12 protein-coding genes are annotated in these 12,790 nt (G+C 45.1%); 3 read left to right on the forward strand and 9 right to left on the reverse strand.

Features of this window, described 5'->3' with window-relative positions; translation table 11 throughout:
- Nucleotides 1–13: 13 nt before the first annotated feature.
- Nucleotides 14–2,857, reverse strand: coding sequence for a M16 family metallopeptidase (locus AC07M6_RS04400; RefSeq protein ID WP_494887708.1), 2,844 nt, complete (start codon nt 2,855–2,857; stop codon nt 14–16).
- A gap of 348 nt (nt 2,858–3,205) precedes the next feature.
- On the opposite strand from AC07M6_RS04400, the gene AC07M6_RS04405 reads away from it, so the two are divergent.
- Complete coding sequence (locus AC07M6_RS04405; protein WP_494887709.1) at nt 3,206–3,664, forward strand: nuclear transport factor 2 family protein; 459 nt, start codon at nt 3,206–3,208, stop codon at nt 3,662–3,664.
- 2 nt (nt 3,665–3,666) lie between these two features.
- On the opposite strand, the gene AC07M6_RS04410 is transcribed toward AC07M6_RS04405, so the two are convergent.
- Genes AC07M6_RS04410 through AC07M6_RS04420 form a run of 3 tightly spaced genes read right to left on the reverse strand, consistent with a single transcriptional unit; the run spans nt 3,667 to nt 5,991 of the window.
- Complete coding sequence (locus tag AC07M6_RS04410) at nt 3,667–4,269, reverse strand: Uma2 family endonuclease (RefSeq protein ID WP_494887710.1); 603 nt, start codon at nt 4,267–4,269, stop codon at nt 3,667–3,669.
- Nucleotides 4,220–4,936 (reverse strand): LytR/AlgR family response regulator transcription factor, encoded by a 717-nt coding sequence (locus AC07M6_RS04415; protein WP_494887711.1) that lies wholly within the window; start codon nt 4,934–4,936, stop codon nt 4,220–4,222. Before AC07M6_RS04415 ends, AC07M6_RS04410 begins: the two co-directional genes overlap by 50 nt.
- Entirely contained in the window at nt 4,933–5,991 is a 1,059-nt protein-coding gene (locus AC07M6_RS04420) for a sensor histidine kinase (RefSeq protein ID WP_494887712.1), read from the reverse strand. Before AC07M6_RS04420 ends, AC07M6_RS04415 begins: the two co-directional genes overlap by 4 nt.
- A gap of 191 nt (nt 5,992–6,182) precedes the next feature.
- Between AC07M6_RS04420 and AC07M6_RS04425 the strand changes: the two genes are divergently transcribed.
- Nucleotides 6,183–7,238, forward strand: a complete 1,056-nt coding sequence (locus AC07M6_RS04425; protein WP_494887713.1) for a DUF4932 domain-containing protein — start codon at nt 6,183–6,185, stop codon at nt 7,236–7,238.
- Here the strand turns inward: AC07M6_RS04425 and AC07M6_RS04430 are convergent, their stop codons facing one another.
- The 5 genes from AC07M6_RS04430 to AC07M6_RS04450 all read right to left on the reverse strand — a co-directional run bounded on the left by AC07M6_RS04430 (nt 7,239) and on the right by AC07M6_RS04450 (nt 10,172).
- A complete protein-coding gene (locus AC07M6_RS04430) occupies nt 7,239–7,787 on the reverse strand; it encodes an NUDIX hydrolase (RefSeq protein WP_494887714.1) in 549 nt (182 codons plus the stop codon).
- Nucleotides 7,774–8,187 carry a hypothetical protein gene (locus AC07M6_RS04435; RefSeq protein ID WP_494887715.1) on the reverse strand — a complete coding sequence of 138 codons (414 nt, stop codon included), beginning with the start codon at nt 8,185–8,187 and terminating at the stop codon, nt 7,774–7,776. The genes AC07M6_RS04430 and AC07M6_RS04435 overlap by 14 nt, the downstream gene beginning before the upstream one ends.
- A gap of 50 nt (nt 8,188–8,237) precedes the next feature.
- Nucleotides 8,238–9,044: a TPM domain-containing protein gene (locus tag AC07M6_RS04440; protein WP_494887716.1), complete on the reverse strand. Its 807-nt coding sequence runs from the start codon at nt 9,042–9,044 to the stop codon at nt 8,238–8,240.
- Nucleotides 9,045–9,055: 11 nt separating this feature from the next.
- Entirely contained in the window at nt 9,056–9,490 is a 435-nt protein-coding gene (locus AC07M6_RS04445; RefSeq protein ID WP_494887717.1) for a TPM domain-containing protein, read from the reverse strand.
- A 103-nt stretch (nt 9,491–9,593) separates the two neighbouring features.
- Complete coding sequence (locus AC07M6_RS04450) at nt 9,594–10,172, reverse strand: LemA family protein (RefSeq protein ID WP_494887718.1); 579 nt, start codon at nt 10,170–10,172, stop codon at nt 9,594–9,596.
- A 329-nt stretch (nt 10,173–10,501) separates the two neighbouring features.
- Between AC07M6_RS04450 and AC07M6_RS04455 the strand changes: the two genes are divergently transcribed.
- The gene (locus AC07M6_RS04455; RefSeq protein ID WP_494887719.1) at nt 10,502–12,784 is read left to right on the forward strand and encodes a GH92 family glycosyl hydrolase; all 2,283 of its coding nucleotides are present in this window, start codon (nt 10,502–10,504) and stop codon (nt 12,782–12,784) included.
- The last annotated feature ends 6 nt before the right edge of the window (nt 12,785–12,790 follow it).

Raw genomic sequence — 12,790 nt, forward strand, 5'->3', positions numbered from 1 at the left:
AACAATCAAGCACTTAGTTTGATGTTGTTACCGGGTCGCCATCGGCGTTTAGTTCTACTATTTCGTAACCGTGTTTTTTAAGGTCGGGCAATATCCGTGCCTTATCGCCAACCAGCAAAATATTCATTTTATCGGTAGGCATATATTTGTTTGCTATCGATTTTAACTGTGCCGGGGTAACGGCGCTTAAAATAGCGGCTTGTTGCTCCAGGTAATTGGGCTGCAGGTTATAGTTTAATATACGCGATGCGAAACTTGCTTTCTGCGTGCCAGTCTCGTAACGCAAGGCGTTCCCCTGGCCAATGGCCTTCTTCAGGAAGGTTACTTCCTCTTCGGTTGGGCCAGTTTGGTTATAGCTGTTAATACCATCAATCAAAGCAACTAAGGCGCTGTCTGTAGATGGTGCGCGTATGCCAGAACTAAAGGTGAATTCGCCCGCATATTTATCGTTTGTAAAACGGCTGCTGGCGCCATATGTCCAGCCCTTGGTTTCGCGCAGATAGGTATTCAAACGACTGGTAAAATCGCCGCCTAATGGATAGTTAGTTAAATAGGTGAGGTACGAATCGCCAACCGGGCTGTATTTTAAGTTAGTACCATAACCAACATAAAATTGGGTTTGTGCGGCCTTAGGCACATCTACTAAATAAATTTTGGTTTTGTTTACTGCCAGCGCCGGCGCGGGGTTTTGTAATTCGATCTTTTTGTTAGGCAGCTTGTTCAGGAAAGCCAGCTGAGCGGTAGCCTCAGCCTCGGTAATATCGCCAACTATAACCACTTTAGCACCGTTTGATGTAATGTAGTTACTGTAATAGGTCTCTACATCGGGCAGGGTAATGTTAGCAACCGTTTTCTCGGTACCGCCGGCCGATATACCCAATACATTATTAGCCCCATAGTTGATTTTATCGTACACAACCGGGGCAATAGATGCTGGTGCTGCTTTTTGTGATTTGAACGATTCCAGCCTTTGTTTCTTATTCAGATCGAAAGCCTGCTGGGTGAATTTAGGATTAAAAACGCGCTCCTGTAACAAGGCCATGGTTTTACCGAAATTGCTTTTCAGCGATTGCACTGAAAAGGTAATACCATCTATACTACTGCCCACGCTAACACGGCTGCCCAGTTTTTGCAGTTCGATAGCGAATTTCTCGGCGGTGTAGTTTTTGGTGTCCTCGTTCATCATACTGGCAAAGAATGATGCAAGTCCGTCTTTAGACATATCCCGGGCATCTGACAAGTGGCCGCCCGGCATGGTTAATGTGAAGGTGATCAGCGGGATCTCGGTATTTGGCACACCGATAATTTGCGCGCCGGCTACCTCTTTACGCCAGAATACAGGCGTTTTAACCACCGGTACCGGGCCAAGCGGTGGCGTTGTGGCACGGTTAAAGTTATCCTTAGCCTTAACGTATTTCAGTTTATCGTAACCGTAATTTGGCGCTGTATAGTGGGTAGTATCCACAGTATAATTATCGGCTTTAGCCGGACTAATATTACCCGTTTTGGTGAGTACGCTAACAATTACCGCGCTTTTATTTTTGATATAGGTGTTGTAAACCCGCATTACATCGGCCCTGGTAACGGCAGTGTACATTTTAAGCAGTTCGGCAGTTTTGTTTGGGTTACCGGTAAAGGTTTGAAACTCGGCCAGTTGCGACACCTTGCCCGATACACTTTGCAGGCCGTTTACAAAATTAGATTGTATGCTGCCTTTAAACTTTGCAATATCCTCGTCGGTAACACCACGGCGCTCAAAAGTATCCAGCGCGGCGCGGTACATGTTTTCCATATCGGCCAGGGTTTTACCCGGAACCGGCACAAAACGGAAGGTCATTACGCCCGCCAGTTCGGCCTGATCGCCAAAGGCGCTGGCCTGTAAAGCCAGCTGCTTTTTAACCATGGTTTGGTACAGTACCGAGTTTTTACCCTGGCCCAATATTTCGGCAAGGCAATCCAGCGCCACCATATCCTTATCATAGTTTTTTACAGTTGGATAAGTGATAGATAGTAATGGTAAACGGGCATAGTTATCTGTGTACGATACATAACGGTCGCCGGTAAGATGCACCGGTTCTACCACCACAGGTTTAACTTCCGGCCCGCGCGGTATCGCACCGAAATATTTCTCTACCATTTTCATAGTGGTAAGCGGATTGATATCACCGCCAATTGTCAGGGTGGCGTTATTAGGGCTATACCAACGCATAAAAAAGTTCTTCAGGTCGTTCACATTGCTGCGGTTCAGGTCTTCAATATAGCCTATGGTTAACCACGAGTAAGGGTGACCGTAAGGGTATAAGTTTTTGTTTGTATACTGACCAACCAAGCCGTACTGACGGTTATCGTAGTTTTGTCCGCGCTCGTTCTTTACGGTAGCACGCTGTACCTCAAAGCGATCCTGTGTTACCTGGCCAAGTAAAAAGCCCATACGGTCGGCTTCCAGCCATAGCGCCTGTTCAAGTACGTTCTTGGGTTCGGTCTCATAATAATTGGTACGGTCGTTATTGGTCGATCCGTTGTTGGTGCCACCATTGCCGATAGTGATCTTATCATGAATGCCTTTATGCGCATTGTCCGAGCCTTCGAACATCATATGCTCAAAAAAGTGCGCGAAGCCTGATTTTCCCACCTGCTCGCGGGCCGACCCTACGTGATAAGTTACGTCTACATGCACAACCGGATCGGAGTGGTCCTCGTGCAGGATAACGGTCAGGCCGTTAGGCAATACATACTTTTCGTAAGGGATAACCAGTTCGGTGCCTTTTTTAGTGATCTTTTCAACCAGTTTGGCCTGCCCGAAAGTTAATGTAGCAGCCGTGCAAATAGCGGTAGCGGTAAGTATTAGTTTTTTCATGTTTAAGTTTCTGCGAATGATAAAGATAGTGATTAGGCTATTAATTCCCTATGTTCATTTCGAACGAGGTACAAGGAGAGATCTTCCACGCGCGGCAGGCATGCCATGGCGAGCATAGTGGAACCATGGTGGGCAGGCTTGCGCACTACCCATGATGTATTTTAATCATGTTTCCCCTCTTTCCGCCTGCGGCGGAAAGAGGGCTGGAATTACGTTATGCCAGCCGTCAAAGTGTAGCCGGGTTTTGATAACCCTGAAATTTAACATCGGTATTATCTTTTAAATGCTCGTCGGGGTTTGACAATTCGAAATGAACATATTTTTTTAACTTTATTTAAAATTTAGCTCATGAAAAAAACCACCATTATTACCAGCTTGTTATGCTTGTTCGCCGTAACGGCTTTTTGCCAAACCGATGAAGCTAATATCAAAAAAACAATAACCACATTTTTTGATGGGATGCGTAATGCGGATACAACGCTGATGCGGGCGACCATAGCTAAGGATGTTGTTTTGCAAAGCATCGCCAATAAAAAGGACGGTACAACGGCCCTGGTTACCGAAAAAATGAGTGATTTTATGGCCAGCGTTGCTAAACCACATAAAGAAATTTACGATGAGCGCATCACCTTTAACGACCTGCGTATTGATGCCGATTTAGCCATGGTATGGGCGCCTTATAAATTCTACGTAGGCCAAACCTTTAGTCATTGCGGGGTTGATGTGTTCCAGTTAATGAAAACAGTGCAGGGCTGGAAGATCATTTATATTGTAGACACCCGCCGTAAGGATAAATGTGTGGAGTAGAATTAAAAGTTAACCCGCAAATCGAGTTGTTTGATGTATAATTGACCGGCAGGCTTGCTTTCCTGAAGTTGATAAACACTATTAACAAGCAGGTAATGCAAAACACTTTTTGTTTCTGGCTCAATGATAAAGTACTCGGGGATGCTGTTGCGCTGATAAAGGTTAAACTTCATTTCTTTATCAAAACTTTCATTGGACAATAGTATTTCGATAATAAGGTCAGGCCGGCCCATTATTCCTCGTTTTTCAACAATATGGCATCTATCTGCTTTAATGAAAAATATATCGGGCTGAACAATCGCTTGCCCGCCATCCAGGTAAACATCGCAAGGGGCCATTAGAATATCTCCTAACTGACAAGCTACTTCGTATATTTCAACGAGAATATCACCTAATACACGTTGATGAGTAGTGGTACGTGCAGGAGGAAAATATAAAGCATTATCTATAACTTCACACAATGTGCCTTCAGGAAGCGTATTGAAAACATCTAATGCCGTGCGAGGTATGCCGAATGGGTATTCATGATAACTAATATACGAAAAATGAAAGTAACTACCCCTTATCAACCAATTTATAAAAACCTTCCCGGTAATTATCTCCAACAGGGATAACCTGATCGGCAATACTGATACGGCCACGCTCAATAGCGTTGATATGCCGCAGCGATACAATAAATGATTTATGCACACGCACAAATTCTTTTTGGGGTAACTGTTCTTCTAACTTTTTCAACGTTTGCAGGCTGAGTATGCGGCCAACGGTAGTAACAATAGCCATGTAGTTTTGCAAGCCTTCTATGTACAGAATATCCTTCAGATCAACCTTTTGGATGCGGTACTCGGTTTTTACAAAGAGGTATTCGGGCGCGGCTTCTGATTGTGATAGTTGGGGCGCGGTTTTATCAGCCGGGGCTATGGCTTGCAAAGCTTTTTCAGCAGCGCGGTAAAAGCGGTCGAAAGCGATGGGTTTTAGCAGGTAATCTACCACATCGTGCTCGTATCCGTCCAAAGCATATTCGGCATAAGCGGTGGTAAGGATAATTTTGCATTGCTTACCGGCTATTTTGATAAACTGCAAACCTGTAAGCTCTGGCATTTGGATATCCAGGAAAACCAGGTCAATGTTTTGTTCGCGCAGCAGGTGCAGCCCTTCAATGGGGTTGGTAGTTGTACCTATCAACTGCAAAAACGGCACCTTGCCGGCATAATCGGCCAATATATCAATAGCCAGGGGTTTATCGTCAATAATCAGGCAACGGAGCTGCTTCATGTTAATTGTAATTCTAAATTAACGGTATAATACCCGGCATCGTCATTAATTACTAAGCTATGTTTATCCGGATAGATCAGCAATAGCCTGCGGCGCACATTTTGCAAACCAATGCCGCCTGTTTTATCTTTTTGGTCGTCGTTCTTTTTATTCCTGACCTCCAGCTGCACTTTATCGTTAGTAGCCAGCAAGGTTATTTTTACCGGGTTTTCCGGATCGGCCAGTATGCCATGCTTAAAAGCATTTTCAATAAAAGCGATAAACAGCAGGGTGGCTATTTTTTGATTGCCGACATAGCCCTCCACAGTAAAATCAATATAAGCATTCCCTTTGGCGCTGATACGTTGCAATTCTATCACATTCTCCAAATACTTTATTTCGCTTTGCAGCAGCATAAAATCGTCCTTGCCTTCGCGCAGCATATAGCGCAATATCTCGGATAGTTTTAACAAGGCCACCGGTGCCTGTGCAGATTGCTGGTAGGTAAGCGAATAAATATCGTTAATACTGTTAAACAAAAAGTGTGGGTTAACCTGCGACCGAAGGAAGATCAGTTCGGCCGCAGCCTGTTCCTTTTGCAGTTCCTGTTCGCGTTGTTTGGTGCGGTACCAGTTTTCGGCAAAAAAATAAATGATACCGTAAATAAAATATGCCGGGAAATAGTAGTAAAAAACATTGTTGATATAAAACCGCGCGCTTACCGCGTGCCCCATATAATTATCAAAACCTAATACCGGTTTAAAAAACCAAAACTCCACCAAGTAGCGCCAGCAAATTATGGCAACCAGTATCAGCGCCACATAAAGCGCGGCCTTAAAGTATTTCTTTTTAACAAATAGCTGGGGCGCAACCAGCAAATAATTACTGTAAAAGCAAAGTGCGGTTATACTGCTAAAGCCTATTTCGGTAAAAAGATATTTAAAGAACAGGCCTGTGCTTTTGGGCTGATCTTTAAAAGAATGGAAAGTGTTATGAATAAAAAGCGGTACAGCATGGTTTAAGATGAGCAATGCCCAAACAGCAATATGTAAAAGGATAATATACTTACGCTTCATCAGCTAAATATACCGCCGGTTTTTGGTTAAAGGGCTGATAAATACACCAACTGCCAAATTTTAATGACCAACTGCCAAATTTCAATCGGTTAGCTTAAGGGCACTTCGTCAATAAAAATAGCGTGTTGGTCAATCGCAATCGTTAATCCGTTCATTCAGCCTGATTTTAGTAGTATCAAAATCACCCATAAATGAAAAAATTATTATTGATCTGCTTAACCGCGCTAATGCCCTTAGCCGGCTTTTGCCAGGATAAACTGAAAGTAAACGTGCACCCCGGTGTGGAGTTGTTCACCATTATCCAGATCCTGGCCGATAAATACCCGCAGCCTAACCCATCGGCCTACAGCAAAGAAGCACTGGCCTACTTTGGAAAATATAAAGACCACCCGGCGGTTAAAAAAGTAGCCGGGTTTGATAAAGTATATACCGACCTGGTGGAACTGGGCTGGTGCATGAGCGATTTCCCCAACATCAAAATTTATGAACCGGCCGACTTAAGCTGGTATAAACACTACGGTAAAGAAAACACACTGGAGTATATTAAACTTTGCAGGGACTTTTTTAATGATACTCATTTCTGGGATTTCTTTCAGCAACACCAGGCGCGGTATACCAAATGGGGCGATGAACTGAAAGCCAAGGTTGATTCGGGCCGGTTGATTGAGAAGCTGGAAAGCTTTTACGGTTTTCAATCGGATGTGAAATGGGATATCTGTATCGACCCGCTGAATAGCTGGGGTTCGCACGCTATTATGACTAAAACCCTAAACCCACAGTTTAGCGACTGGCTGGTTTATAATACCGGCTATTTTAAGCGCGATGCCAATAAGGATGCCGACCCCATATTTGAGTTTGCCGGTTTTGAAAACCTGGTTTGGCACGAAGGCAGTCATGTTTACATCAACAGTTTGATGAAACAATACGAAAAAGAAATTGCCGATTTGGCTTACCTGTTTAACAAGGATGATGAGGGCATGAAACGTAATACCATTGGTAACTGGGCTTATTGCTTTGACGAGAATATGGTACGTTCTATCACCGCTGCGCTATATAAAAAATACCGCACCGAGCGACAATACAAGCGCCAGGTAGCCCGTGAAACTGGCAGCGATTTTATTTATGTGGAAGACCTTACCCCGCTGATCTATGATAAATACATCAACAGCCACAAATACAAAACCTTTGCCGAGTTTTTCCCCGAGATACTGAAGTACTTGAAAAAGAAATACCCGAAGCAGGCCTGATTACAACTCGCCCAGTTTCACTAACGCGTAAAACAGCCCGGTGCAATGCAATGCCTGGGCTATTTTATTATCGGCCAGCAGCTGTTTTATTTCGGCTATGGTATATTCTTCAACTATAATTTCCTCGTGTTCGTCCAGGTTTTGCTCCTGTACTTTTTTGCCGCCTTTGGCCAGGTAGCAATAGGTGTGGTTATTAGCTGTTGACGGGTTGGCGTAAACGGTTGCTATCAGTTCTATCTCATCAAACTGGTAGCCGGTTTCTTCCAGCAATTCGCGGCGCATGGCATCGGCCGGGGCTTCATCCCCATCAATTACCCCGCCGGGTATTTCTAAGGAAACAATACCTGCCGCATGGCGGTACTGGCGCACCATCAAAATTTTGTTCTCTTCGGTTATGGCAACCGCGTTTACCCAGTTAGGGTATTCCAGTACATAATATTGCTCTACAATACGGCCATCTGGCATTTCGCATTTATCGCTTCGTAAAGTAGCCCAGGGGCCTTTATGGATATATTCGGACGAACAAATTGCCCATTTAAGATCGTTCATAGTTATTGTTTAAAAAGCGGTATATCGTATTTCGTTTATCAATGTTTTCAAAAGAGTCGTAATGATGTTTTTGTTCCAGGATATCAAAAATGATCAGCACTTTTTCTAAAAGCAGTGCTACATCCCCGGTTGGTGCAAATGGCTGGGCAAATACGTAAAGCATCTGGCTTAAGGCGTTCAGCTTTTCGGCGCTATAAACGGCTTCCTGTAACCTGGCTTTAAAATCCTGTTGAGATAAGCCAACCAGCGCTTCTAATTCAATATTATACTCATCCTGCAAAGCCTGGTTAAACTCCTGTGCAAACTCTTCTTCTTTACCTTCAGATTTTAAACCCATTAACCGGGCTAAAAGCTGGGCAAACTTGCGCGCCTCGTTAAGCAGATAATCCCGCTGGTACATATTGACTATAAAAGAATGACTTAATGACCCGATGACTCAATGACTGTGGGCTACCAGCTCCCGCTTGATCCGCCGCCGCCGAAGCTGCCGCCGCCAAAGCTACCGCCACTGCCGCCACTCCATCCACCGCTGTCACCGCCGCCGCCAGAGAATCCTCCCCAGCCGCCACCACCGCTGCTGCGCCCTAATGCCGAACCGGCCAGGAACCACCAAAACGGACTTGCACCGCCGCGGCTGCCTATAATGTGCCCGCCACCACCACCGCCACGTTTACGAAATATCGCGATCAGGATAACAACAACAATGATGACGATAAACCCAATAGGGCCTCCGTTACCGCCATTACTACGGCTTTTCTTTTTGCTGGGTTCGGCTTTGTACTCGCCTTTGGTGTATTTAACAATGTCATCAACTGCGGCATCTAATCCGCCATAGTAATCGCCCGTTTTAAAACGGGGTTTCATATCCTGCTGTATAATACTTTGTGTAATCGCATCGGGCAGGGCACCCTCCACACCATAACCGGTTTGGATAGACATTTTACGGTCGGCCATGGCCACCAGTATCAGCACACCTGTGTTTTTATCTTTATTACCGATGCCCCATTTGCGGCCCAATAAGGCGCCGTATTCATTAATATCATAGCCACCTGTCGATTTCATGATCACTACGGCAATCTTTATGGCCGAAGTATCATTATGGTTAAACAGCTTTTGTTCCAATTGTTGCTGCTGATCGGCAGAAAGGGTATTGGTATAGTCGGTAAGCAGTGTTTTTGATTTCTCAGGAAACTCCTGCGCGAAGGCGAAAACTGTGCAAAGCAACAGTCCCCAGCAAAATATCAGTTTCTTTAACATCTATCGGTTAATTAATCGCCATCCATAAAAGCAATGTCGTCCTGCAGTTCGTTGCGGTCGCCGGCCTGGTAGGGGAAATATTTTTTCAACTGCTGCCCTGCCATTTCCACGCCGGTAGCAATGCCTTCAACCAGTTTGCCGTATTTAAACTGTTCCTGCATGGCCAGTTTGGTATCATCCCAAAAGGTACCTGCAACAACTTTATTAATGCCGGCATCGCCTATAATGGCAAACTTACGATCGACAGTGGCCACGTAAATCAGCACACCGTTGCGCAGCCGGGTTTTATCCATATCCAGCTTGTAGAAGTATTTGGCAGCACGGTCAAGCACCTCCTCGTTGCAGTTCTTCTCGATACAAACCCTAATCTCGCCCGATGTATTCTTCTCGGCGTTTTCCACCGCGCGGCGTATCAGTAATTGTTCTTCTTCGGTAAATACAGCCATACTGTCGTTTGATTACACAGATTGTTTTGGTGATTTCACAGATTTTTGAGAAAGGATTTCACCGATTTATAATCGGTGAAATCATCCCCCAATCGGTGAAATCTTAGAAAGAAACTTTAGGCGCTTTATCAGAACCTGCCTCGGCGGCAAAATAGCCTTTTGGCGCAAAGCCAAACATTTTGGCCGTCAGGTTAGCCGGGAACGAGCGGATCTTGCTGTTGTAAGCCTGTACCGCTTCGTTAAAGTCCTTGCGGGCAATGCCTATACGGTTTTCGGTGCCTTCTAACTGTGCCTGCAAAGTATTAAACGCGTCGTTTGAACGCAGCGTAGGATAATTCTCTGATGCTACCATTAAGCGGCCCAACGCAGTGCTTAACTGGCCTTGCGCCTCCTGGTATTTCTGGATGGTTTCGGGCGTAAGTTTGGTAGGGTCAACCTGTATAGATGTTGCTTTGGCGCGGGCCTCGGTTACATCGGTCAATGTTTTCTGCTCAAAATTAGCCTGGCCTTTTACGGTGGCCACCAAATTAGGGATCAGGTCTGCACGGCGCTGGTACTGGGTTTGCACCTCGCCCCATTTGCCTTTAATGTTCTCGTCCATTTTAACCATGCTGTTATAACTGCACGAGCTAAGCGACATAACGGTCGCTATCAATATAATTGCTGAAAGAAATTTTTTCATTTTTTTAGTGTTGTTTGAGTGTTAGATTACAAAACCCATACCGTTGTTACAAACGTGGTATTGTTATGACATAATGGCAATTTAGTGATTTTGTTTGGGTTTAAACATCAAAATAAATTTGACGGTTAGGTTTAACCACAAAGCGCACAGAGGTTTGCACGGAGACCCTAGAGGCTTTGTTTAATTAACTCACTAAATCTCTGCGGACTCTGTGTTTCCTTTCTCTGTGAGCTCTGTGGTTAAATCACCATTAAGCCAAATTTTATTTTATACAGCCCCATGAAGCCTTATATTTGGCCCATTAACTATTTGCTGCATCTCTTTTATCTATGAAAAAAATACTCCTGGCCGCCTTTAGCTGTTTAGCTTTAAATGCCGGCGCGCAAACCCTGGTACAATACGTAAAACCAATTATCGGCACACAGCGGATGGGCCATACTTATCCCGGCGCTACTGTTCCTTTCGGGATGGTGCAATTAAGCCCCGAAACCGATACCCCCAGCTACGAACTAAACGGCCGCTATAATCCCGATGTATATAAATACTGCGCGGGCTACCAGTACGATGATAAAACCATTGTAGGTTTTAGCCATACCCACTTTAGCGGTACCGGTCACTCTGATCTGGGCGATTTCCTGATCATGCCCACAGTAGGCGCTTTGAAACTGAACCCCGGCACGGCTGATAAACCGGGCAGCGGCTACCGTTCGGCTTTTTCGCATGCTAACGAGGTGAGCGAGGCTAACTATTATAAGGTAAAACTGGACGGCCCTAATATTACTGCCGAAATGACAACCACCACCCGTGTAGGTTTCCATCAATATACCTTCCCTAAATCCGATCAATCGCATGTGATACTGGATCTGATGGCGGGCATTTATAACTATCCAGATAAAAACGTGTGGACCTACCTGCGCATGGTAAACGATAGTACCGTGGTGGGTTACCGCAGTACCAATGGCTGGGCGCGTACCCGTACCCTGTATTTTGCCATGACATTTAATAAAAAGTTTATCCAGATGGGCTACCGTAAGTACGATAAACGTGAAGTGTACGGAGGTTTTTGGGGCCAGTTTGCAAGAACCAAGAACTTCCCCGAATTAGCGGCCCGCCAATTACGCGTTTATTTCGATTTTAAAACCGAAGCTAACGAAAAGATCAAGATCAAGTTCGCGCTGTCACCGGTAAGCATGGATGGCGCTTTAGCCAACATGAAAGCCGAACTGCCCGGCTGGGATTTCGAGAAAACCAAAGCCGAGGGACAAGCTGCCTGGGAAAAAGAACTGCACAAAATTGTGGTTAAAAGCACCAATAAGGACGAACTGGTTGATTTTTATACCTCGATGTACCACGCCATGATCAATCCTACCGTTTATATGGATGTGGATGGCAGCTACCGCGGGTTGGATCAAAACAACCACAAGGCCGAAGGCTTTACCAATTATACTACCTTCTCGCTTTGGGATACTTACCGTGCACTGCACCCACTGTTTAACATCATCGACCCTAAACGAAATGCCGATATGGTACGCAGCATGCTGGCCCATTACGATCAAAGTCCTGAGCACATGCTGCCGGTATGGTCAAACTCGGCTAACGAAAACTGGTGTATGAGTGGTTATCACAGTGTATCGGTAATTGCCGATGCCATCATCAAAGGCAATGCCGAAGGCATCGACGCCAACCACGCGCTGGAAGCCTGTGTAACCACCGCCCGCCACCGCGATTATGCCGGAATAGGCTATTATATGGATCTGGGTTATATCCCCGACGAGCGTAACGGCAACTCGGTATCATCAACCGAAGAATATGCTTATGATGATTGGTGCATTGCCCAGTTAGCCAAAAAGTTAGGTAAAAATGATATTTACGAGGAGTTTTACAAACGATCTCAAAATTATAAGAACGTGTTTAACCCGGCTTCGGGCTTTATGCACCCTAAACTGACCGATGGCACTTTCCGCAAAAAGTTCGATCCGTTTACTACGTTAGGTATGGGCTTTATTGAAGGTAACGCCTGGAACTATACCCTGTTTGTTCCGCATGATCCGGCTTCATTAATTAAAATGATGGGCGGCAATAAGCGCTTTAACGTTTATATGGACAGCCTGTTTAGTTATGATTTGCCGGATAAATACTTTGCCGAAACAGAGGATATTACCAAAGACGGCATCATCGGTAACTATGTGCATGGTAACGAGCCATCGCATCACGTAGCTTACCTGTACGATTGGACCGACAAGCCCTGGAAAGCCCAGGAGAAGATTCGCATGATATTGAAACGCATGTACAAACCAACCCCAGACGGTTTGGGCGGCAACGATGATACGGGCCAAATGAGCGCCTGGTATATCTTCAGCACGCTGGGCTTTTACCCGGTGGCGCCGGGGTCAGATCAATATGCCATTGGCAGCCCGGCTATTGATAACGCGGTACTTAATTTAGATAACGGCAAAACCTTTACCGTTAATGTGAAAAACCAAAGTGACAAGAATGTATTTATCCAAAAAATTACGCTGAACGGTAAAGTATTAACCACACCGTTTTTAACCCATGCTGATATTATGAACGGCGGGACGATTACATTTGAAATGGGTGCGAAGCATAAATAACCCCCT

The sequence above is a fragment of the Mucilaginibacter sp. GW821-FHT07H05 genome (assembly GCF_059418485.1).